Source organism: Paenibacillus sp. J22P165 (assembly GCF_059692015.1).
This window is the reverse complement of record NZ_JCAUAP010000006.1, coordinates 211,336-234,456: the sequence shown is the minus strand read 5'-3', so window position 1 is coordinate 234,456 and position 23,121 is coordinate 211,336. Positions and strand designations below refer to the sequence as shown.

Annotated in this window: 24 protein-coding genes; 6 read left to right on the top strand and 18 right to left on the bottom strand. The window is 45.7% G+C overall.

Annotation, left to right across the window (positions count from 1 at the left end):
- Nucleotides 1-22 precede the first annotated feature (22 nt).
- From AC58QM_RS16260 to alaS, 5 genes are all read right to left on the bottom strand, one after another.
- Complete coding sequence (locus tag AC58QM_RS16260; protein WP_310502734.1) at nucleotides 23-322, bottom strand: DUF1292 domain-containing protein; 300 nt, start codon at nucleotides 320-322, stop codon at nucleotides 23-25.
- Nucleotides 319-627, bottom strand: a complete 309-nt coding sequence (locus AC58QM_RS16255) for a DUF1292 domain-containing protein (RefSeq protein ID WP_056610485.1) — start codon at nucleotides 625-627, stop codon at nucleotides 319-321. The genes AC58QM_RS16260 and AC58QM_RS16255 overlap by 4 nt, the downstream gene beginning before the upstream one ends.
- Before the next feature lie 6 nt (nucleotides 628-633).
- A complete protein-coding gene (gene ruvX, locus AC58QM_RS16250) occupies nucleotides 634-1,050 on the bottom strand; it encodes a Holliday junction resolvase RuvX (protein ID WP_068665576.1) in 417 nt (138 codons plus the stop codon).
- Between the two features lie 17 nt (nucleotides 1,051-1,067).
- Complete coding sequence (locus AC58QM_RS16245) at nucleotides 1,068-1,328, bottom strand: IreB family regulatory phosphoprotein (RefSeq protein ID WP_028555746.1); 261 nt, start codon at nucleotides 1,326-1,328, stop codon at nucleotides 1,068-1,070.
- A 111-nt stretch (nucleotides 1,329-1,439) separates the two neighbouring features.
- The gene (gene alaS / locus AC58QM_RS16240) at nucleotides 1,440-4,067 is read right to left on the bottom strand and encodes an alanine--tRNA ligase (RefSeq protein ID WP_497285645.1); all 2,628 of its coding nucleotides are present in this window, start codon (nucleotides 4,065-4,067) and stop codon (nucleotides 1,440-1,442) included.
- 414 nt (nucleotides 4,068-4,481) lie between these two features.
- Between alaS and AC58QM_RS16235 the strand changes: the two genes are divergently transcribed.
- Nucleotides 4,482-4,703 (top strand): DUF3951 domain-containing protein, encoded by a 222-nt coding sequence (locus AC58QM_RS16235; RefSeq protein ID WP_497285644.1) that lies wholly within the window; start codon nucleotides 4,482-4,484, stop codon nucleotides 4,701-4,703.
- Nucleotides 4,704-4,976: 273 nt separating this feature from the next.
- On the opposite strand, the gene AC58QM_RS16230 is transcribed toward AC58QM_RS16235, so the two are convergent.
- From AC58QM_RS16230 to cymR, 5 genes are all read right to left on the bottom strand, one after another.
- A complete protein-coding gene (locus AC58QM_RS16230; RefSeq protein ID WP_497285642.1) occupies nucleotides 4,977-6,047 on the bottom strand; it encodes an AI-2E family transporter in 1,071 nt (356 codons plus the stop codon).
- A 155-nt stretch (nucleotides 6,048-6,202) separates the two neighbouring features.
- The gene (locus tag AC58QM_RS16225) at nucleotides 6,203-6,406 is read right to left on the bottom strand and encodes a YrzR-like zinc ribbon domain (protein WP_028555750.1); all 204 of its coding nucleotides are present in this window, start codon (nucleotides 6,404-6,406) and stop codon (nucleotides 6,203-6,205) included.
- Nucleotides 6,407-6,413: 7 nt separating this feature from the next.
- Nucleotides 6,414-6,935, bottom strand: coding sequence for a PRC-barrel domain-containing protein (locus tag AC58QM_RS16220; RefSeq protein ID WP_310502738.1), 522 nt, complete (start codon nucleotides 6,933-6,935; stop codon nucleotides 6,414-6,416).
- A gap of 28 nt (nucleotides 6,936-6,963) precedes the next feature.
- On the bottom strand, nucleotides 6,964-8,112 hold the full coding sequence (locus AC58QM_RS16215; RefSeq protein ID WP_497285640.1) for a cysteine desulfurase family protein: 1,149 nt from the start codon (nucleotides 8,110-8,112) through the stop codon (nucleotides 6,964-6,966).
- Nucleotides 8,113-8,120: 8 nt separating this feature from the next.
- Nucleotides 8,121-8,540: a cysteine metabolism transcriptional regulator CymR gene (cymR, locus tag AC58QM_RS16210; protein ID WP_497285638.1), complete on the bottom strand. Its 420-nt coding sequence runs from the start codon at nucleotides 8,538-8,540 to the stop codon at nucleotides 8,121-8,123.
- A gap of 322 nt (nucleotides 8,541-8,862) precedes the next feature.
- On the opposite strand from cymR, the gene mnmA reads away from it, so the two are divergent.
- From mnmA to AC58QM_RS16195, 3 genes are all read left to right on the top strand, one after another.
- Complete coding sequence (gene mnmA, locus AC58QM_RS16205; RefSeq protein ID WP_497285636.1) at nucleotides 8,863-9,951, top strand: tRNA 2-thiouridine(34) synthase MnmA; 1,089 nt, start codon at nucleotides 8,863-8,865, stop codon at nucleotides 9,949-9,951.
- A gap of 60 nt (nucleotides 9,952-10,011) precedes the next feature.
- Nucleotides 10,012-10,701 (top strand): AlkZ-related protein, encoded by a 690-nt coding sequence (locus AC58QM_RS16200; protein ID WP_497285634.1) that lies wholly within the window; start codon nucleotides 10,012-10,014, stop codon nucleotides 10,699-10,701.
- Nucleotides 10,702-11,191: 490 nt separating this feature from the next.
- A complete protein-coding gene (locus tag AC58QM_RS16195; RefSeq protein WP_497285632.1) occupies nucleotides 11,192-11,539 on the top strand; it encodes a DUF3889 domain-containing protein in 348 nt (115 codons plus the stop codon).
- Here the strand turns inward: AC58QM_RS16195 and AC58QM_RS16190 are convergent.
- From AC58QM_RS16190 to AC58QM_RS16160, 7 genes are all read right to left on the bottom strand, one after another.
- Entirely contained in the window at nucleotides 11,534-12,853 is a 1,320-nt protein-coding gene (locus tag AC58QM_RS16190; RefSeq protein WP_436243154.1) for a replication-associated recombination protein A, read from the bottom strand. The genes AC58QM_RS16195 and AC58QM_RS16190 overlap by 6 nt on opposite strands.
- Before the next feature lie 127 nt (nucleotides 12,854-12,980).
- A complete protein-coding gene (locus AC58QM_RS16185) occupies nucleotides 12,981-14,510 on the bottom strand; it encodes an MFS transporter (protein ID WP_497285630.1) in 1,530 nt (509 codons plus the stop codon).
- A 14-nt stretch (nucleotides 14,511-14,524) separates the two neighbouring features.
- Nucleotides 14,525-15,052, bottom strand: a complete 528-nt coding sequence (locus tag AC58QM_RS16180) for a PadR family transcriptional regulator (protein ID WP_497285628.1) — start codon at nucleotides 15,050-15,052, stop codon at nucleotides 14,525-14,527.
- Nucleotides 15,053-15,196: 144 nt separating this feature from the next.
- Nucleotides 15,197-15,955: a tRNA threonylcarbamoyladenosine dehydratase gene (locus tag AC58QM_RS16175; protein WP_497285626.1), complete on the bottom strand. Its 759-nt coding sequence runs from the start codon at nucleotides 15,953-15,955 to the stop codon at nucleotides 15,197-15,199.
- Between the two features lie 24 nt (nucleotides 15,956-15,979).
- Nucleotides 15,980-17,761, bottom strand: coding sequence for an aspartate--tRNA ligase (gene aspS, locus AC58QM_RS16170; RefSeq protein ID WP_497285624.1), 1,782 nt, complete (start codon nucleotides 17,759-17,761; stop codon nucleotides 15,980-15,982).
- 43 nt (nucleotides 17,762-17,804) lie between these two features.
- Nucleotides 17,805-19,070: a histidine--tRNA ligase gene (gene hisS / locus AC58QM_RS16165; RefSeq protein WP_497285622.1), complete on the bottom strand. Its 1,266-nt coding sequence runs from the start codon at nucleotides 19,068-19,070 to the stop codon at nucleotides 17,805-17,807.
- 435 nt (nucleotides 19,071-19,505) lie between these two features.
- Nucleotides 19,506-19,814 (bottom strand): winged helix-turn-helix transcriptional regulator, encoded by a 309-nt coding sequence (locus AC58QM_RS16160; protein ID WP_310502749.1) that lies wholly within the window; start codon nucleotides 19,812-19,814, stop codon nucleotides 19,506-19,508.
- Between the two features lie 154 nt (nucleotides 19,815-19,968).
- On the opposite strand from AC58QM_RS16160, the gene AC58QM_RS16155 reads away from it, so the two are divergent.
- Both AC58QM_RS16155 and AC58QM_RS16150 read left to right on the top strand, forming a co-directional pair.
- Nucleotides 19,969-20,364 carry a DoxX family protein gene (locus AC58QM_RS16155; RefSeq protein WP_497285620.1) on the top strand — a complete coding sequence of 132 codons (396 nt, stop codon included), beginning with the start codon at nucleotides 19,969-19,971 and terminating at the stop codon, nucleotides 20,362-20,364.
- A gap of 308 nt (nucleotides 20,365-20,672) precedes the next feature.
- Entirely contained in the window at nucleotides 20,673-20,987 is a 315-nt protein-coding gene (locus tag AC58QM_RS16150) for a hypothetical protein (RefSeq protein ID WP_497285618.1), read from the top strand.
- A 100-nt stretch (nucleotides 20,988-21,087) separates the two neighbouring features.
- Here AC58QM_RS16150 and AC58QM_RS16145 read toward each other — a convergent pair whose 3' ends face one another.
- Nucleotides 21,088-23,037, bottom strand: a complete 1,950-nt coding sequence (locus AC58QM_RS16145) for an FAD-dependent oxidoreductase (protein WP_497285616.1) — start codon at nucleotides 23,035-23,037, stop codon at nucleotides 21,088-21,090.
- Nucleotides 23,038-23,121 lie beyond the last annotated feature (84 nt).

The following is a 23,121-nucleotide window of genomic DNA, read 5'->3' as shown; positions in this document are numbered from 1 at the left end:
TCTCCGCTCGGTTATCTTCTTCTCACAAGTCATCTTGCTCAGGAAAAACCATTTCGTCATAAAGCTCCGAAACTGTTTCCCACTCATCGTCATCGTCAATGGTCACAAGTTCGTATTCTCCGTCATCGTTCGAGATGACACGAAAAAGGGCAACTTCCTCATCCTTCTTCAGTGCATCGGACTGCATAACTGCATACGTTTGGTTCTCATAGACGAATTCTTTTAGAAGATGATATACCGTCGACTCACTTTGGTCGTCAGACAACAGGATATCATCCCCGTAAGTTTTGCGCAATACATCAGAAGGCGTTGTCAAACTCATGCTTCTTCTTCCTCATCGAACTCCGCCATTAAGGTGTTGAACGTTTCTTCAACAATGTTCCACTCTTCTTCATCATCGATGGTGAAAAGCTTCAAGTCCTCGCCGTCGTCGTCTTCTTCATAACGGAAGGCATACACTTCATCGGATTCTTCATCTCCGCCATCTGTAGGCACAACCATCATATATTTCTTATCTGAACCGTCCACTTCGAATTTCATGATAACCTCGAACTCTTCTTCGTTGCCTTCATCGTCCGGGATGTAAATGATTTCTGGTTCTTCTTCACGCAATTCTTCTTTGGACATGTTCATTCACCTCTTCATATTGGCATCCATATACCCTTGTAGAATAAGCTGTGCCGCCATTTTATCAATGACTAACTTCCGTTTCTTCCGACTTACATCTGCTTCTAGAAGCGTCCGTGTAGCGGCTACCGTAGTTAAACGCTCATCCCATAGGTGTACTGGTACACTAATCTTTTGTTTTAATTCTTCTGAAAAAGCAATTGCAATCTCGCCGCGGGGCCCAATGGTATTATTCATATTCTTCGGCAACCCGACAACAACCTGCGATACGCCATATTCATTCACAATCTGTATAAGCCGTTCAATGTCTTCTCCCGGCTTATTACGGCGAATGACTTCAAGTCCTTGAGCCGTCCACCCGAGCTCATCGCTTAATGCGACACCGATGGTTTTATCCCCATAATCCAAGCCCATCCATCTCATGCTGGTTCTCTTTTCTTCTATTTGTGTTGGCCCAGATAAGCACGAACTAATTCTTCAATTAGTTCATCCCGTTCCCGTTTACGAATGAGGCTTCTGGCATTATTATGACGCGGAATGTAGGCAGGATCCCCGGAAAGCAAGTAACCAACAATCTGGTTAATCGGATTATACCCTTTTTCCTGAAGAGCATCATACACCGCCAGCAACACATCCTTCGGCGAAGTTTCGATCTCTTCCGCCTTCACATTGAACTTCATTGTTTTGTCCATGGAACTCATCAGGAGCACCCCACTTCCTTGTGACCTTGTAAAATATTTGGTAAAAAACTTGCGTTATACATGTGATATATTCTCTATGGTTTTAAAAATTCCTGTCCATTAGAAAAATAATTATACAAATTGGGATAGAAGCCCCTCGACACTAGCTAAAGCAGCCTGCAATTTCGTTGCATCCTTACCGCCAGCTTGTGCCATATCTGGACGACCGCCGCCGCTTCCGCCGACTGCCTGTGCAACCTCTTTAATAATTTTACCCGCATGGAAGCCTTTAGAAACGAGATCAGGTGTAACAGCAGCTACCAGATTCACTTTATCTTCTGTAGCAGCGCCTAGAACGATGACTGCCGACCCCAGTTTCCCTTTCATCTCATCAACGATGTTACGAAGAGAATCCATATCCGCAGCATTGACTTGTGCAGCCAGAACGGAAACACCAGCAACTTGCTTCACTTGATCCGTAAGCGAACCAGCCTCAATACGACCAAGCTTACCACGAAGTGACTCATTCTCACGTGCCAGTTCTTTCATTTGCTGCAAAGAAGCATCCACACGTTTGGGAACATCCGTGATGTTCGATTTCAGTAAGCCAGCTGCTTCTTTTAACAATTGCAGTTGACCATCCAAATACTCATACGCGCTGCGCCCAGAAACAGCTTCAATCCGACGTACGCCGGAACCAATTCCCGACTCACTTACAATTTTGAACAAGCCGATTTGGCCTGTATTTTGAACGTGACAGCCACCACAAAGCTCTAATGAGTAGTCGCCAACTTGTACAACACGAACGATATCGCCGTACTTCTCACCGAATAGCGCCATTGCGCCCATTGCTTTCGCATCTGCGATTGCTTTGAGGGAAATATCTACGTTCGTACTATTCCAAATTTGTTGATTCACACGGTGTTCTACGTCTTGCAGCTCTTCACTAGTGATGGAGCCGAAATGGGAGAAGTCAAAACGCAAGCGATCTGGCTCTACAAGGGAACCTGCTTGATTGACATGCGTCCCTAGCACTTCCTTAAGTGCTTTGTGCAGTAAGTGTGTTGCCGTATGGTTCTTAATAATATCTGTACGTGGTGCAGAAGCAACTGTAGCGACTACAGCCTCACCTTGGCGCAGTACACCGGACTCAACGATGACTTTGTGTACATGCTGACCATGTGGAGCTTTCATCACATCAACAACCTGCAAAGTTACCTGATCGTTGCGAATTGTACCATGGTCGCTAACTTGACCACCGCTCTCTGCATAGAAAGGCGTACGGTCTAGAACGACTTGGCAAGTTTCACCAACACCAACAAGCTCTACGAGCTCATTCTCATGTACGATGGCTACGATATTAGCAGTAACTACCAATTCATTATATCCAACAAATTCGCTTTTAATCGTTAATTCCGACAGCGGCCCGCCTTGAACCTTCATACCGCCCTCTTTGTTACTTGCTGCACGTGCGCGATCACGCTGCTCTTGCATGGAAGCATCGAAACCAGCACGATCCACAGTCAGCCCTTTCTCTGACGCGAAATCCTCCGTCAAATCAAATGGGAAGCCGTACGTATCATAAAGCTTGAATGCGTCAGGTCCGCTGATTTGATTCGTGCCAGCTTGCTGCGTTTTCTGTACCATTTCGGCAAGAATGATCAAGCCATCGCTCAACGTCTCATGGAAACGCTCTTCTTCGGTACGAATAACCTTCTCAATGAACTCACGCTTATCGACAACCTCAGGATAATATACCCCCATGATGTCCCCAACCGTTGGCACTAGCTTGAACAAGAACGGTTTATCCAACCCAAGCACTTTCCCATAACGTACTGCGCGACGAAGCAAACGACGAATGATATAACCGCGACCTTCATTGGAAGGAAGTACACCATCACCTACTGAAAATGCAACCGTACGAATATGGTCAGCAATCACTTTTAGCGCAACATCATGCTCTTCATTTACATGGTAAGCAACACCAGTTAGCTCACATGTCTTCTCAATAATCGGTAAGAACAAGTCGGTGTCGAAGTTAGAGTCCACATCTTGCAGAATGGAAGCAAAACGCTCTAAGCCTGCACCTGTATCAATGTTCTTATTTGGAAGCGGTGTGTAGCTGCCATCTGAATTGTGGTTGAATTGCGTGAATACCAAGTTCCACACTTCAAGGAAACGCTCATTCTCGCCGCCTGGCCAGCATTCCGGATCAGACAAATCACCGTATTTATCGCCGCGATCGTAGAAAATTTCCGTACATGGACCGCATGGCCCTTCACCAATATCCCAGAAATTATCTTCTTTCAGCTTATAGATACGTTCCTCTGGAATCCCAATTTGCTTGTTCCAAATTTCGAATGCTTCCTCGTCATCTTCATGAACCGTAACCGAGATCCGATTTGGATCAAAACCGATCCATTGCGGATCCGTAAGGAACTCCCATGCCCAAGGAATGACTTCTTTTTTGAAATAATCCCCGATGGAGAAATTTCCTAGCATTTCAAAGAATGTATGGTGACGGCGTGTTTTACCTACGTTTTCAATATCATTCGTACGGATACACTTCTGAGCATTCGTAATCCGCGGATTCTCAGGAATTTCACGCCCGTCTAGATACGGCTTCAACGGAGCAATACCCGCATTGATCCACAAAAGGGACGGATCATTGTGAGGGACTAAAGAGGAGCTAGGCTCAACCTTATGCCCTTTACTTGCGAAAAACTGTAACCATTTTGAACGAATCTCACTTGCTTTCATCGAAGTCAAGCCTCCATATTTAGGATATGTTTACAAACAAACAAAAAACGCCCCTGCAGCTAACAGGGACGAATCATCGCGGTACCACCCTGGTTATTGTATCCGTGCTCCCACTGCCTCAGAGGCAAGGGCGAATCCAATCTCCTTGTGCGGACTTGTAACGGGTCCAACCGGTGGAGTTCATCCACACTCCGAAACGAGCTTTGGGCCATCCTAACACCGAAAGGTTCTTACAGCCGACTTCGCAGCGCTAACTGCCAAGCGGAACCTTCTCTCTGATCGATGGGCTATGACTTACTTAGTTTCATCAACGTTTTAATTCACATATAGATAAGGCAAATTATAACTTTATGGATGTTGCCTGTCAATATGACAGCCATCTATATTACAATAGAAACAACGGAGGTGCTTTAAATGGATATGTCTACCCTAACACTGCTCGGTCTGATTTTCCCCATTTTCGTATTAATCATTTATATCATGGTGAAAACACTCATTAAAAAACAAATACCAGACAGTCGCTACAACCCCTTTGACTACATTACAGGTCAATCACATGTAGAGTTTCAAGAACAAAAAGAACAAAAAGAGGAAGATGACAGCCAGGGCGATGATAAAGACAAGCATCTGAAATAAGGACTTGCCTCCAATCTATCGTATAAAAATTCACCATTGACAATGATTCTCAATAGAAGTATACTAAGTTTATTGATAATGATTTTCATTATCGAACAAACAACTAACAGCTTGATTATTACTCACTTATTCCGTAGTCCATTTCATGGTTTACGTATGGGCCACAACCTTTCAAAACTCCTCAACCCTCGTGCAAAACCCCTTGGACCATGATCCCGCAAGTCATGGCTCAGGGGGTTTTGTGCGTCTTTTGCCTGTAACGGCAATATCCCGCTAAGTAGTTGGCTTATGTACAAAATGGATGAACACATGCTGGATAATCACTTTCATCACAGCAAAAAACGGTACAGCCAAGATTAAACCAACTACGCCTGCTACTTCCCCCCCAACAAGCAAGGCGAAGATGATAAACAACGGATGCATGTGCAAGGTTTTGCCAACGACCTGGGGAGAAATCACATTCCCCTCTAGAATCTGCACGGTCAAATTGACCAAGGCTACGAACAGTACCATTTTCAAAGAGACGGTTGAAGCCATAATGATGGCAGGTGCCGCACCAAAGAAAGGCCCCATGTAAGGGATGATATTGAAGATCGCGACCACGCTAGCTAGCAATAACGGATACGGCATGCCGATCAGCCAGTAACCTACATATGCGAGAATGCCAATAATGATGCATACGAGGAGCTGTCCGCGAATATAATTGCCCAGTGCCGTATCTATGTCCATCAGGAGAGAGACGGTTTTTTTACGATGCTTCACTGGCACGATAGCTAGCGCTGTTTTCTCAATAATCTGGAAATCCTTCAAGATGTAGAAAGCGAGGAATGGCACGATAAAAGCAATAAACAGCATATTGATCGTCGTCCCAATCTGATTCATGTAATCGGCGACAGCCATAGAAATCTTCGATTCCAGCTTACCGATCGAGTGATTAAACCCATTTCGCACACTGTCCGGCAGTAGTTGATTTTGATTAAAACCGTCAACAAGCGACTGTGCGCGCATCGCCATTTGTGGCATATGCTCATTTAATTCCGCAGCCTGCTCGATAAACATCGGGGTCATATTCATGATAATGACCGTCACAGAAGTGATAAACACACTATAAATCAACAGAACAGCAATTGTTCTTGGCACTTTCCGTTTATTCAGTATCGTGACCACTGGATTAAGAATGTACGATATGATGACCGCAATGAAAAACGGCATTACGATGGCTTTGATGAAAGTAAAAAGATGAAATAGTATAGGCTTAATCAAGATAAGCAAGTATAATCCGACCAGGATGAGCAAGGCATAAACCATACCTATAAACCATTTATTACTCAAAAATCGTTCCATACAACCTCCACCTCTGTCATTAGAAATTCAACTTAGCGTTCATACAGTATGTGTACAACTCACCCAAATTAACCCTTCAATGTCACGGAATGACAAAAAAACGTTAGAGCCCAAGCGATTTCTCGCTCGAACGCTAACGTTTCAACATGTTAACTTTAGTTCACGTGTTCATGGATATGAGAAACTTCTTCCTCAAAAAACAAATCATCCAGAGAACTTAACGTACCATCTTCCTCAACTTGATAAACGGACATTTTATCTCCGTTTACGCTAAGTTCGATAAAACAACCCCAACAGTAAAATTGGTGGGAACCGATCTTTCCAATATCTTTGGAATTACAGTTTGGACAACGCATCATGCTCACCCTATTCTTCTTTGGATACGAAGAGTTCTTCTACTTCCTGAGCGCAATGTCCAGGCACGATGATCGCATCTTCCCCCATTGTTGCCAATTCTGGCATGGGAAGCCACTTTCGCCCTTCTTTTAAATCAGAAATAAACCCTTCGGACAATTCATAACCTACTATTTGTTTACCCCAATTCTGGTTTAAATAAACATCTTCTACCACGCCTAATTCGTGCCCTCCCACTGTGATGACCGGAAGTCCTTTAATCTTGTCGCTTCCCTCAAGAAAAGCATGGCACTCATTCTTCTGCCCAAATTCGCAAATGACACTTTCGTTCGGTATGGTTATAGCATCTTCTCCGGCTGCGACGATTCCCTCCCATGATATGTATCGTAAGGACGAGAACCACGTCTTCGCTTCGAGCACAATGCCGCTTATGTTCCAAGTTGGGTCGATCAATAAATCCTTTACTTCGCCTACTTGCTTACCCGACTCAACGGTTAACACGGGAAGTCCTATTAATTCATGCGCTCTGCGCAAACGCAACGCCTCCTAGAACCGCCCAGTACTACTTATTACGCAACCGATGAATAATGGTTGCAACTTTATGGGCAGCCGTTTCGATTTGTTCTTTAGAATTCCCCATTCCAAAGCTAAATCGCACCGCGGAGTGTGTCACATTTTCTGGAAGTTTCATGGCTTGTAAGACATGCGAGACTTCAAGAGAGCCAGACGTACATGCGGAGCCGCTTGCAGCAGCTACTTCACTTAAATCAAGGTTCATTAAAAGTGTTTCAGTTGAGATACCTGGAAAAGAAATGTTTAGAATATGCGGGACATGCTGTTCCTTGTGCCCGTTAATTGTAAACGCATCACAGCCCAATTGCTGTTCTAGGATAGAAATCATGTGTTCGCGAAGCTCACTTGCCTGTGTGTAGTTGCGTTCTTGGAGCGGAAGAATGGTTTCAACTGCTTTCGAGAAGCCGGCGATGGCGGGGACATTTTCAGTACCTGCACGGCGCTTACGTTCTTGCGAGCCGCCGAATACGTGAGGAAGCAACTTCGTATGCTTGGAGACGTACAGGGCTCCAGCACCTTTGGGGCCATAAATTTTGTGAGCGGACAGACTCATAAGATCGATCGGCAGCTCAGCAAGATTCAAGGGAATCTTTCCTAGTGCTTGCACCGCATCGACATGAAAAGGAATGCCATGCGTTCTAGCGAGCAAGCCAACTTGCTCAATTGGCTGAATCGTACCTACTTCATTATTCACATACATCATAGAGATAAGAGCTGTATCGGGACGAATTGATGCTTCCACATCTTCTAGTTGAATAAGCCCATCTGAACCTACGGGTACGTATGTGACTTCAAATCCAAGACGTTCTAAGTGTTCGCAGGGATGCAGCACGGCATGATGCTCAATCGCAGTTGTCACGATATGCTTCTTACCAGCTTGCTCCCCCTGCATAACCCCAAAGATCGCCATGTTATTACTTTCGGTTCCACCACTTGTGAAGATCAGCTCACTAGGCAAGCAGCCTAGTGATTTCGCCATACCATCGCGGAAGCGATTCAGCGCTGTTCTTGCTGTACGACCAAAGCTATGCGTACTGGAAGGATTACCAAAATTTGCTGTAAAGAAAGGCAACATCGCCTCCCATACATCAGGATGTACGGGCGTTGTAGCAGCGTGATCTAGATAAATAGGTTCCATGAGTCACCTTAAATGTAAAACATGTAATTATCGTTTTTGCCTTTATCCTCAAAAGAGATCAGGTTCGACAATGTTGTGGAGTCCAGCACTTCCGCAATGCTATCGCGAATGCGAATCCACAAATCCCTTTTGGCAGGATCATCCTCTTCCGTAAAATCTACGGGGCTGATCGGCCCTTCAAGTACACGAATGACTTCACCAGCAGTTACCTGCTCGGCAGATTTAGAGAGAATATAGCCACCGTATGCTCCGCGAATACTTTTGACTAAACCCGCATTACGCAAAGGAGCTACAAGTTGTTCAAGATAATGTTCCGAAAGCTGATGTCTCTCAGCAATACTCTTTAGTGAAGTTGGTCCTTCACCCACTCGGTTAGCTAGTTCCATCATGATCGTTAGACCATAACGACCTTTTGTGGAAATTTTCAAAATTAACACCTCATTCAACATGATATGCCATCAAGGAGTCTGTATATATCGCTAAAACTTGAGATGCTTACCAATCTCGCTCCCTACGTTTTAACAACCAGGGTCGTCCCTATCTAGGTAAACAGCGTTTCCATTTTTCGCAAAAACATTCCAAAACATCCGTATATCGTATCTATGTTATCACAAAACCCTAGTATTGTGGGGGAAAAACAATGACATTCTCATGAAATATTTTAATTTTGAGCAATTGGCATGTATAATAGTAGTGTTCAAAATGAACAGCTCCACCCAAGTCAAGCAAGATGGAAAAGAGGTTCACGCTATGGAAACAAAAAAACGTGTCATTCTAGGGATGTCTGGAGGTGTCGATTCTTCGGTTGCCGCGCTGCTGCTTAAGGAGCAAGGGTATGAAGTTATTGGCATTTTCATGAAAAACTGGGATGATACTGACGAATTTGGTCATTGTACCGCAGAAGAAGACGCAGAGGATGTCAGACGGGTTTGTGACCAACTCGACATCCCTTTCTATACAGTAAATTTCGAGAAGCAGTATTACGACAAAGTTTTTGCCTACTTCTTGGACGAGTACACCAAGGGTCGCACGCCGAACCCAGATGTCATGTGTAACCGTGAAATCAAATTCGGAGAATTGTTGCAAAAAGTTCTCGATCTAGGCGGCGACTACATCGCAACGGGACATTACGCGCAAGTGAAGGAACAAGACGGTGAATTCGTATTGATGCGTGGCAATGATTCCAATAAGGATCAAACCTATTTCCTTAACGTCCTTAATCAAGGGCAGCTTGCCAAAGCGATGTTCCCGATCGGTCACTTGCCAAAGTCCAAGGTACGTGAGATCGCTGAAGCAGCTGGTCTTGCAACAGCGAAGAAGAAAGATAGTACGGGGATTTGTTTCATTGGCGAACGTGACTTCAAAACGTTCCTAAGCCAATATCTCCCTGCACGGCCAGGGAATATGGTCGATATTCGCAATGGTGAGATCAAAGGGCGTCATGACGGGTTAATGTATTACACATTAGGCCAAAGACAAGGTCTTGGGATTGGTGGATCAGGTTCCGGTGAACCCTGGTTCGTTGTAGATAAAAACTTGGAGAAGAATGAATTGCTCGTCGTGCAAGGCGAGGGCCATCCAGGTCTTTATTCCAAAGGTTTAACAGCTACTGACGTAAACTGGATTTCCACTAAGAAGCCTGAGGGTGCATTTACGTGTACAGCCAAATTCCGTTATCGTCAAGCGGATCAAGGGGTTGTCATCACCTTGCAGCCAGATGGTAGCTGTGAAGTTGTCTTCGATAAGCCGCAAAAAGCAGTTACGCCTGGCCAATCCGTTGTATTTTACGATGGAGAGATTTGTCTAGGCGGCGGTGTGATTGATAAGGTCCATAAGTAAGAGATCAGCAAGCATAAGGGCAAGAAATGAGTACACAGATTAGTGTAGAGGAGAATGTGTATGACTATGAATGAGTTAACGATCAAAGCTGATACGTATGAAGATGTAACGAGGCTCGTTAAAGAGATTGGGATTCTTCCTCTCTCTTCGTTCATCCCTGAGCATCCTTCTCTGGACTCTTTGACGCTTCCAGAACAATGGCATACGGGACTAGAAACAGATCCGTGGTTATGGCGAGACCGCCTTCCAGGTGATGGGCTTGCAGCTTATGGACGATTTTTTGCCAAGAAACCCTTGTTGATTTCTTCCGACCTTTTTCCTTTGATCAAAAATTTACTTGAAGATCCCTATTCCGTAGATGAGCGCTACTCTGACGGTGAACTGTCCAAAGCGGCGGTTGATGTCTATCACGCTATTGCTGGCAATGAAGGGATCGATGTCAAAGCTTTGCGAGCTGCGACCGATTTGAAATCCAAAGAGTCCAAAAATGATTTTGATCGTGCACTAATCGACTTGCAGAGTAAAGCGGATATCGTGATAGCGGGAATTAGTGAGCGTTTGAACGCCAATGGCACGAAAAATGGATGGAACGGCACCTGTTACATGACCGCTTCACATTGGATGGAGCTGCATCGGATTGAGAAGAACACCCTGCCTACTCCTGAAGCCAAGGCTCAGCTGCGAACGCTGCTGAAGGACAAGTATAGCGAAGCTGCTGGGAAGTATTTAACGAAGATTTTTAAGTTGTAATGGGGGAGGAGCACTTTGGTGCTCCTTTTTTTGTTTATTGCAGTGGCTGGGAGTGCTGGGGGCTGGGAGTGCTGGAGATAAATGCAGTGGTGGAGTTGGGCTCGAACTTATAGATTACCTGTAAAATGTACAGCTATTTCAATGAAATCTACCTTGAAATTCAGTTTAGATGGATTATAGGTAGTTAATTCTGCCCCATATGGCAATATTGGCGATAATGCTCTGGATTAACTGTAGGAAATCCATCTATTCGGATTTTAAAGGGAAATCCCTAAGAAATAGATGTACAAAATACAGTTAATCGCTGCAAGTAGTTGAGAGTAGCAGATAAATGCAAAGAAATTTCGTGTTGGCGAGCCTCGCACATGTTCGGAAATCGATTTTTTGCTGTTATTTACCGTTCACTATGACGCATGCCTGCTCCTACTGCCGCACACGCTACACTTGAAAGGTGTGAGCAATCCTGAGCAAAATCATAGTTATTTTACTCATGTTTGGCTTGAACTGGATTGGATCTTCTCCTGCACTTGCAGTAGACACCATCCAACATGACAACAGCGGCAATACCGTTTGGGCGCCAATACAAGACCCCTCTTATGCCAAGTGGAGCCGCCTGGCCTTTCACGAAGCCGGTAAGGTGTATACGTTGTTGGATTACAAATACATTGGAAAGTCCAACGTAGCACCAGGTGTCGTACAACAGCAGTTCCGTTTCTGGGTCAAAAAGAATGGCGCTGAATTTCCACTCATCGTCTCCATCCGTTATGATTCCGTTACAGAAAAGGTATTCACGATTCTTATGGAGCAAGAAAATAGAGGGACTCTACGGATTCTATGAATCTGTAGGCGTCCCTCTTCTTTTGTGCTGATTGAGCTTCATCTTCTCTTCTGTACCTTGATTAGTAGCCGCAAAAATCACTTCATGCTGAATCTCATCCGGCAAGTACTGCTGACGCACATAATGACCTGGGTAATTATGCGGGTACATATAGCCTTTATGACCGAGTTTCTCCGCACCTTTGTAGTGGGTATCACGGAGATGCAGCGGAACTTCCGCTGATTTCACCCGCTCCATCAACTCCTGTGCACGCATAATCGCGAGTGGGATCGAGTTGGACTTCGGACTCTCCACAGCGAATAAAATTGCCTGGGAAATGATGTATTTCGATTCCGGCCAGCCGATCTTATGGTAGGCGTCCATCGCCGTGACCGATTGAACCATCGCCTGCGGGTTCGCCAGTCCGATATCTTCGCTGCAAGCGACGATCAGACGCCGCAGGAAGGTCATAGGATCCATGCCGAGCTTCTCGACGGCATAGAGGAACCAGAACAGCGCGGCGTCGCTAGAGCCGCGTACGCTCTTGTGAAAGGCGGACAAGACGTCATACTGCGTCGACTCGTCCGCTTTCACGATGGGGCGGCGGATCGACTCTTCCGCCACCTCGCGCGTGATATGAACCGTGCCATCCGGTTCAGGTGAAGTCGTCAGCGCTGCCAGCTCCAGCGCGTTCAGGGATCGGCGGATGTCGCCATTGGCCATCTGCCCGATGTGCTGCAGCGCCTCCTCGTCCACCTGGAGGCGCATGAAGCCGAGCCCCTTCACGGGATCGGCGATGGCTCTTCGCATGGCGATGAGCGCATGCTCCGCCGTGAGCGGCTCGAGCTGAAATAGCGTCGAGCGCGACAAGAGGGCCCCGTTCACATGGTGAAAGGGGTTCTCTGTGGTCGCCCCGATGAAGATGAGGATGCCCTGCTCGACCGCAGGAAGCAGCGCGTCCTGGCGCGAGGTATTAAAGCGATGGACTTCGTCCAGAAACAGGGTCGTTTTACGCCCATACATCGCTTTGGTGCTTTTGGCTAGCTCGATGATCTCGCGGACGTCCTTCACAGAAGCATCAACCGCGTTGAGCTTCATGAATTCGCCTTGGGTCCGATTCGCAATGATGTTTGCGAGCGTCGTCTTCCCTGTCCCTGGAGGCCCATAGAGAAGAATCGACGTCACTTGATCCGCCTCAATCGCCCTTCGGAGCAACTTGCCTTTGCCCACAATTTGTTCTTGGCCGATATATTCATCTAATGTCGTTGGCCGCATCCTGTCGGCTAGCAGCTTGCCCACAGGGTCTTGGGATGACGCATATGTAAACAAATCCATGTTTAGTTTCCTTTACTTGGTGATAAAAGTTGGTCTGTCCATTATACCTTGCCTAGAAAGGCATGTCATGTCTAACTAAATGAAAACTCCTCCAACGCGCGGTGACCACGCATGGGAGGAGCAACATCTAGTGAGAAATAACAGGCTCCTGCTGAGCATCCTGACGAGGTGCTGGAGCTGCGAACCGGAGAGGACCTGCAATAAAGGCAGCACCTAACCCGACAACACCAAAGGCAATACTTAAAATAAAGCCATGATTAATCGCTGTTCCTAGCGAGTCCCGCAGGAAGTTCATTGTATCAGGTTGCAGCGCCGAACCTGCACGTATCAATTGTTCCGGATTCCCCAACGTAGCAAGTTGATCAAGCGGCATTTGATGCGCAGCAGCACCTTCCTGAATGAGGCTGCTGTAGTTATTGTTCACGATGGTTGCCATAATTGATGCTCCTAGAACTCCGCCAATATTTCGCCAGAATCCAACGATCGAGGAACTGACACCGATATACTTGCGGTCTACACTTTGTGCAACAGCATTTTGAGCCACACTCATTAAAGGTCCGATCGCACCAACACCAAGCAAGACCATAAGCACAATCATATAGAACTTACTTGCATCATGACTGACTACGCTGAGCAGATAACTGACAACAATACCCGCTGTCATACTGAAAGCGAACACAGCACGGAAGCTGAAGTAGCGTTGCAGGAACCCAAAGCCAACAGCACCAACCATTAAGGAAAACATCATAGGCGTCAGCAAACTATTCGAGTTCGCATTACCCAGAACAGCTGTTGAGAAAATAGGCAAATACGCAATGGCCGAGAACATAATCGCACCTTGACATAAACAAGCTAAGACGGTGGCCAGAACCATCCGATTTTTGAATAAAGGTAACGGAAGAATGGGTTCATGCGCTCGGCGCTCCACCCCAATAAACAAGAAACCAATGACAACTGCGACGGCTAGCAAGCTAATGATTTGCCATGAACCCCATGCGTAATCCTTCCCTCCGAACTCAAGGGCCAGCATAAGTGAAACGGTTGTTATAATGAGAAACAGCGTACCCAGATAATCGATTTTCGGACGACGATCAGAGCGAGATTCTTTTAGAGCAAAAAACAAGACAAGGAACGACAATACGCCTAGCGGCAAATTCACGTAGAAACACCAGCGCCACCCCCATGACTCAGCTAAGAGCGTACCAATTTGCGGCCCAGCAACGGAAGATAGTCCAAATATCCCTGCAAAAACACCAGACAGCTTCGCCGCCTGCTTGGGGTCGGCAAATATCGTGTAAATGATCGTAAACGAAATCGGGAAGATCGCTCCAGAACCAATACCCTGAATGGCACGGAACACAATAAGTTGATTCATATCTTGTGCCATACCGCATAAAGCAGACCCAATCAGGAAGATCGAAATCCCAATCATGTAAAACAATTTTCTACCGAACATATCCGACAGCTTTCCAAATACAAGCATTGTGCTTGTGGAAGCAAGCATATAGGCGGTGAATACCCAGCTTATTTTATCAAACCCATTAATGTCGCCAATGATATGTGAAATCGCCGCAGATGTCACAGTGTTGTCCAGTGCGGACATAAGAAGGCCCAGTGCCATCGCCAAAATAATCAAACCTGTTTTCTTATTTGCCATTTTCGAAACCTACCTCACTTCTGTTCTACTTTTTTTAACCGTGTTATCCCATGTGTCAGGGTATGGATTTTACTTTCTGAATTATTGATGCCAATCTGAATACAAATTTCTTGTGTAGGCGACATCTCGGGCTGGCAGTCCACGTACAACTGACGTAGTCTCTCCAAATTTACCTTCGTGCGGTTAAGGAACTCTTCTAACACACCAACCATGATATGTGCTTCTACAAACTCGCCAAAAAACAACCGTGTCATCGCATCCGACTTGAACTCATCGTTTTCAATTGGACTATACATGTACTGTTTAAATTGGTGCTGCCCTTCCTCCGTGATGGAATAGAGGTTTTTATTCGGTTTGCCTTCTTGGATCACACTTTCCTTGGTAATCAAGCCCTCCTTCTCCATTTTGCTAAGCATAGGATAAATCGTGCCGAAGCTCGCGTTGTTAAAGTAGGAAAGAACCGTCTCCATCTTGTGCTTGATGTCATAGCCAGATAAGCTATGGTGCATTAATAAACCCAAAATCACATCTTGACTATTCATGCTGTGAAGCCTCCATTTTGGTGATAACTGTCTTGATCTACTTACAATTTATCAGTTAACATATATCGAGTCAATATATACTTTACTGATATATATATAAAAAGATAAAAAAAGGGACACCCATTTTACGGGTATCCCTCACTTCTATGATTTTTTCTTCGCACCAATCTCCAGCAAATCCTTCACAGCCGCACTCACCATGATAAGCCCCGCTACAGGAGGTACAAAAGAATTGCTCGCAGGCGGTTGTTTCGCCTTACGTCTATCTGGTGCATCCGCAGGCACGATTTGTTCTGTAACGTCTTCCCGCGGCTTCATTGGTTCTTCCATCGAGAATACGACCTTCACGCCCTTCTTGATGCCTTCCTTACGCAAACGTTGACGAATCACGCGTGCGACCGGGTCCATGCTCGTTTTGGAAATATCCGTAATTCTAAATTGTGTCGGATCCATTTTATTCGCAGCACCCATACAAGAAATCATCGGGATTTTACGTGCCAAACATTGTTTGATCAAATGGATCTTGTACTCGATCGTATCACTTGCGTCCAGGACATAATCGATTGGATACGCGAATACTTGCTCATACGTTTCCTCTGTATAGAACATCCGAAGGGAGATGACATCACACTCGGGGTTTATCAAAAGGATACGATCTCGCATCAGATCAGCCTTATGCTGACCAACTGTCGTCGTAAGGGCATGGATCTGACGGTTGACATTCGTAATATCGACGACATCCTTGTCGATAAGGATCAAACGGCCAACACCTGAGCGCGCCAAAGCTTCAGCCGCAATGCCACCGACACCGCCAATACCGAGTACAACAACTGTACTATTTTTCAAAATTTCTAGACCCTCAGGTCCAATCGCCAATTCAGTTCGCGAAAATTGGTGAAGCATGGGAACACTTCCTCTTCAAAGTTCTTAGGCTTTCGCAGCAGGCTGCTTAAGCGCTAAGCGAATCGATAGTTGTTCTAGTTGTTTATCATCAACTGTTCCCGGAGCATCCATCAACAAGTCTGTTGCACTAGCTGTTTTCGGGAATGCGATCGTTTCTCTTAGGTTCGTACGGCCTGTGATTAACATCACCAAACGGTCAAATCCAAAGGCAAAGCCACCATGCGGAGGCGTACCGTATTCAAATGCTTCCAGCAAGAAGCCGAATTGCTCATACGCTTCTTCTTTGGAGAAGCCTAGCGCTGCGAACATTTTCTCTTGCACATCACGTTGGTAGATCCGCATGGATCCGCCGCCTACTTCATAGCCGTTCAAGACTAGATCGTAGGCTTGCGCACGAATTTGACCTGGATCTGTATCGAAGAAATGAATGTCGTCTTCGTTTGGACGTGTGAACGGATGATGTTCGGCTACATAACGTTTCGCATCTTCGTCGTACCCAAGAAGTGGGAAGTCTACAACCCACGCATATTTGAATACAGAGTCATCGATTAGTCCCAGTTGACGACCAATTTTCAAACGAAGGTTACCTAGGACATCAGCAACAACTTTTTTCTTATCCGCGGAGAATAAAAGAAGATCTCCCTCTTCCGCGCCTAAACGCTCTGTCAATGATGCGATTTCAGCTTCGTTGAAGAACTTCACGATTGGCCCTTTGAACTCGCCGTCTTTCACTTGAATCCAAGCAAGACCTTTTGCCCCATAACGCGCTGCGAACGGCAGCAAGTCGTCAATTTCTTTACGGCTCCAAGTGCCACAGCCCTTAGCGTTAAGTGCTTTTACTTGGCCTCCGCCTTTTACAACGTTAGCAAATACTTGAACGCCGGAAGTTGAAACGATATCCGATACATCCTTCAGTTCAAGGTCAAAACGAAGATCAGGCTTATCTGAGCCGTATTTCGCCATTGCGTCTGCATGTGTAATCCGTTGGAACGGACGAGGAATATCAACATTCGCTGTTTCTTTCATCAGTTTCACAACAAGCTCTTCGAGAATCTCAAGAAGCTGATCCTGGGATAAGAAAGACGTCTCGATGTCGACTTGTGTGAACTCAGGTTGACGGTCTGCACGAAGATCTTCGTCGCGGAAACAACGAGCGATTTGGTAGTAACGTTCAAGACCACTAACCATCAACAATTGCTTAAAGATTTGTGGGGATTGCGGAAGTGCAAAGAACTCGCCTGGATGCACGCGGCTCGGTACTAAGTAATCACGTGCGCCTTCTGGTGTACTTTTCGTCAAAATCGGTGTTTCCACGTCAATAAAGCCTTGGGAATCCAAGAAATTACGGAAGATGTTGGACGCTTTGGACCGCAGCATCAACGTACGTTGCATCTCTGGACGACGCAGGTCAAGGTAACGATATTTCAAACGAACCGCTTCATCCACTTCTACGCCGTCTTCGATGAAGAACGGAGGTGTTTTAGCCGCATTCATGATTTCGATTTCGGTTACTTGAACTTCGATTTCACCTGTTGGGATATTCTTGTTGACGGTCTCAGCATCACGCTCAACAACTTTCCCTTTCACGGCAAGCACGTACTCATTACGTGCACGATCTGCAATAGCCAGAGCATCCCCTGAGAACTCAGGATTAAATACAGTTTGAATGATGCCACTGCGATCACGTAGGTCGATGAAAAGAAGTCCGCCAAAATCGCGTCTTACTTGCACCCACCCATTAAGTATTACTGTTTCGCCTACATGGGCTTTTGTTAGCTGCCCGCAATGATGTGTTTTGAGCATCATAATTGTTATTGCCTCCTCGAAGTTTTATGAATGATGTTGCTATCTATTCGAATAGTGTCTTTGCAGCTTGTGAGGCAAGATCCACTAAACTTACTGTGATTTGGTTCCCTGTTTCCATCTTCTTCAGCGTAATTTCGCCGCGTGCTAACTCATCATCACCAAGAATGGCAACATACGTTGCTTGGAAACGATCAGCGGACTTCATTTGAGCCTTCATCTTGCGGCCCTGATAGTCCTTCTCTGCTTTCAAACCTTGTACGCGCAGTTGGTGCAAAAGCTTCGTAACTTCTTTCTCCGCTGCTTCACCAAGCCCAATCAGGTACACATCAAGCGGCTCAGGCTTCGGAATTTCAACGCCTTGCGCTTGTAGTACGAGCAGAATGCGCTCAAGGCCAAGACCCAAGCCTACTCCTGGCTGATCAGTACCATGTCCACCAATCTGTTCGACGAGACCATTGTAGCGTCCGCCCCCGCCAATCGTGTCAATCGCACCAATACCAGCTGCTTTATATTCAAACGCCGTGTGCGTGTAGTAATCCAGACCACGTACCAAGCGAGGGTTAATACGGAAAGGAATCTCCATCGCGGTCAAGTGCTCTTGCACCTGTGCAAAGTGTGTACGACACTCTTCATCCAAGAACTCAAGGATGTCAGGTGCGCCTACGCCATGCTTTTGATCTATTTTGCAATCGAGAATACGCATTGGATTACGGTCATAGCGCGACTGACAATCCTTACACAGCTGATCTTTCACAGGAGCAAAGAAAGCCTGAAGCTGCTCGCGGTAAGCTGTTCTAACTGCTGGCGTACCCACCGAGTTAACTTCCACGGTCACTTCTTTGAGTCCAATTTCTTTATAGAAGGTATAGCCCAGCGCAATCACTTCTGCATCAATGCTTGGATCTACTGATCCGAAAGCTTCAATACCGAACTGGTGAAACTGGCGGTATCTCCCCGCTTGCGGTTGTTCGTAGCGGAACATTGGCCCCACGTAGAATAACTTCGTAAGATCAGGAATGCCGTAAAGTTTATTTTCTACATAAGCTCTAACGACGCCAGCTGTACCTTCCGGACGAAGCGTCATGCTGCGATCGCCTTTATCCAGAAATGTGTACATTTCTTTTTCGACGATATCCGTCGTTTCTCCAACCCCACGCGAAAAAAGCTCAGTACTCTCGAAAATTGGCGAGCGGATCTCTTTGTAATTAAATCGTTGGCACAAGTCTCTCGCTTTTGACTCAAGATACTGCCATTTCTCCACTTCGCCTGGAAGCAGATCCTGTGTTCCTTTTGGCTTCTGAATACTCATCTAAATAACCTCCCTTTGTCTCTATGACAAGCTAATTGAAAAAGCAAAAAATCCCCCACCCCCGACTTACGTCAGGGACGAGAGATTTGATTTATCAAATTCACCCGTGGTACCACCCACATTCAGCACCCTTGCTTCCTCGCTTGCGCAAGCAAAAACAATTCTGCTCTTTGCGGTTAACGCCCGCCACTCGCACAACTACTACTTAGCTCATGTTGCCATGGTCTGTTCCCAGTTGGTCCTCAGGGAGGTCTGTTCATTCACTCATCATGGGAAGCTTGCAGCCTAGGCTTCCTTCTCTGTACATGTGGGGGCGAATTACTGTGTCCCTTCAATGGATCACAATCATATCAAATTACATTATGGTTATTGTAAACATTGGTAAGGGCAAAGTCAAGAGACATGGGATACTTATAATATGCAACCACCTAATATTTAGTTAAAAGAGTCCGCCCATTTTTGAACTTCTTCCATAACAGGACGAAGTCCTTTACCTTTTGGCGTTAACTCATATTCGATGCGTACTGGTGTTTCTGGATAAACATGTCGAATAATAATCTCTGCTGCTTCTAATTCCTTGAATCTTTCGGAGAGCATCCGATCGCTCATACTTGGGATTAATACGGAGATATCTTTAAACCGCTTAGGCCCAGATAGCAACACATTAACAATAAGTCCTGTCCAACGTTTTCCCAGAAGTTCGAATGCATGCTCGAATTTGGGACACAGTTGATAGTTTTCCATCTTAATCATCTCCTTCGAGTTCTTGCAGATTACTGCTGCAATCACTTCTGTAAAACTATTTTAACATAGTCGCTTGACAAAAGTAAGTGCTTCGTAATAATATACTAACATAAAGTAAGTTGTTAAACAAAATATATTTACAGGGGAGATGTTAGTGATGGCTTTAGGACTTCTTATTATTCGTTTGGTGATTGGGTTAACAATGGCAGCACATGGTACACAGAAATTGTTTGGTTGGTTCGGTGGTTATGGACCGAAAGGCACAGGCGGATACTTCGATTCCATTGGTATCAAACCAGGCGTCATGATGGCGGTCGTTGCTGGTTTAATCGAATTAGGTGGTGGTCTGCTCTTCGCCGCTGGTTTATGGACAGAAGTTGGCGCGGCTCTTATTATTATTACAATGATCATGGCTATTATTAAAGTTCATGGCAAAAACGGTTACTGGGTAACCTCCAATGGATTTGAATATAACCTTACACTGCTCGTTATCGCCCTTGGCGTTGCATTAATTGGCGCTGGTGACTACGCAATTGATGCTCTTATGTAATTAAATTAATGAATGAATGCAAAAACCGTCCAGCTTTAAGCTGAGACGGTTTTTGTTTGTCTAGAAAGAAAATAGCCTGCAGCACGGGGCAGCAGGCTTTCAAAGTTTATATTTTAAAGGGGGTCGTCTATAAGTATATCCATCCTAGATTAAAGGAACATGAAGCTCGTATTACAATTTGATTACGCCAAAATCTCGTTTAATTTCAAGCATTTTCATTTCTTTTCATTCGTATATTCACTCCATTTTCACATATACATGTACAACAAGGCAGATGGCCTTGAATATAACATCTGGAGGCTGTAACAATGACACTACAAAACGAGTTTCAAGAGGAACGACAAGATCTCGTGGTGCTTTTCTCTGAGGAATCCGAAACCGAAGCCGAAACTGCTGACGATGAAGTAGCTAACGACGAAGCAGCCGAAGAAGAGGCCATTGAAGAATCGGATACGGATGCTTCTGAGGAATCAGAAGAAGAAGCTGCTGATGAGGAAGAAGTCGAAGCTGAGGAAGCTGAGAGTGAAGAATCCGCGGACGAGGAAGCAGAAGCTGCCGATGAGGAAGAAGCTGAGGAATCCGCAGAAGCTGAAGCGGACGAAGAAGCTGCCGACGCAGACTAAGTATTGTAACCGCCTTCAACCTATTTCTCAGCGCCAACTACAAACTAAGAGCCTTACAGCCACATCCATTGCGGCAATAAGGCTCTTTATTGGTTCATCTTTAAGGCTTACCTGTCAAACCGAGCTTAACATCACGAATCATCATATACGTGTCGCCATTGGTTAATTTTTGTTTATCAGCAATTCCATTAACCGTTGCTGCGTTTAGCAGCTTAGCCTCAATGAGCTTCGCTTGCGCTTCAGCCGCTGTAGCTTTGATGCCAAGTGCTTGTGCAAACGTATAGCTCGCTTGATCAAGGGTAAGCGGAATTTTGTCCGCATTATCCAACTTAGCAATGGCTTGATTGACATCCCCTGCAAATGCCTCCGGCTTCATCTTCCGTGCCCCGCCAACCACGTTGACCATTCGCTTCGGATTAGCCGCGTCATCTAGACGGAAGTTATTATCATAAGCACCAGATGCCAAGCCAAGCATCATGGCTGATTTCAGACCCTCGTAGGCCTTATGCTCCATGAAAGATTGGGGCTTAATGCTCATGGGCTGAACTTCCATCCCTTGCTTATTCAACTGTGCTTGCAGCTTCGCGATCATATCTTTGGACGCTGAAAGTTGACGGAATGTCATGTTCTCTGCTTTGGCTAAGCTCACTGCCGCTCCTGCTGCCTCGCCTTCTGCCATGCCTGTTGGCATAACACGTGCGCTTCCGTGCGGAAGTGTATCGTAGCTAGCTGCTCTACCAACGACGAGCAAGCCATCAATCTTCTGTGGAACGATGCTGCGGAAAGGAACTGCGTATTGCTTCGGTTTACACACCACATTACCGGAGTCCGTTGGTGAGATGCGCTGAATATCGACAGGATAAGATCCAAAGCCGATGCGATCCCACTGATCCGCATTTGTACAAACATCGACGATCGTCAAGCGGTATTCCCCTTGCATGTGACGGGTTTCTCTCACATACAGCTCGGGTGCGGAGCCATCCAGCTCAATCGAAGAAAACTCAGGGAACGTTTTTTGCATATAAGCGACGATATTAGGCAATTCCTTTTTCCCAATATCAAATGCCTCTTGAACTGATTTCGGATCAAAGGTATCTACACCAAAAATTTGCAAAGCATTAATGAGCACGGTATTGTCATTTTGACGCCCCATGTTGAGGCCTCTCATTTTGGCTCTATCCTTGTTAATTGCTGGATAATTGCTCATTTCACTGTATCCGAACACGCTGACATCCGTTACACCTGTGCCTGGATTGTCATCCCCGTTCAAACGATTAGCCATCAACTTCCATACCTCAGGTGTAACATTCTTCAACCGAAAGGCAAGTGTAACAGCCATCTTCGACTTAGGATCCCCAATATCTTCATGACCCATTGTAAAAGGAACCCCTGCTGCCGCTGCGAAATCACCATCTTGTGTCGCATCTATAACAGATGCCGCTTTAACAACTTGGGTACTTCCATTTTCAAGAGTTATGGTCGCGCCTTGCACCGCATTTTTATTCTGCGAAAGCACCGGCTCAATCTTCTTCGTTTTCATCAAAACATCGATATTCTTTTCATTCTTTACTGCGTCGTAGAAGGCATTCGCCGCTGTATGAACATCGAAGGAATCCCCTTCGGTTTTGGCATACCATTCCGAGAAATAACCTTTGTTCCACACATCATCCTTGCCCAGCAAGGTTTTGCTCGTGGAATAATTCATATCCAAGGAATTGATCCAGCCAAGCGTCATTAAACCGCCTAGAATCTCACGATTTCGACCGTCAACAAGCAACGTACTCAAACCATTCCGCGCTGAGGAAACCGCTGCCGCTACGCCTTCTGGATCCGTACCAACGACAATGACATCATAGGCGTCTTTCGCCTTTTTTACCGATTTCACTTCTTCAAGGGCTTCTTGCTGCCCACTATGTCCTTTGGCGCCCTTATGGTGATTATATTGATAATACATAGCAGCCGTTGCAGCCAGCAGCGTAAGTACAATCAATGTCACCATCAACCAGAGCCATCCTTTGGATGTGGATTTGTTGCGATTTGAATTTGCCATTACGACGTAAGCACCCACCTTATCTCCTGCTTGTCATACAATAATTCCATAGGCTAGTTTACCACATTTTGTAGTGGTAGAGAA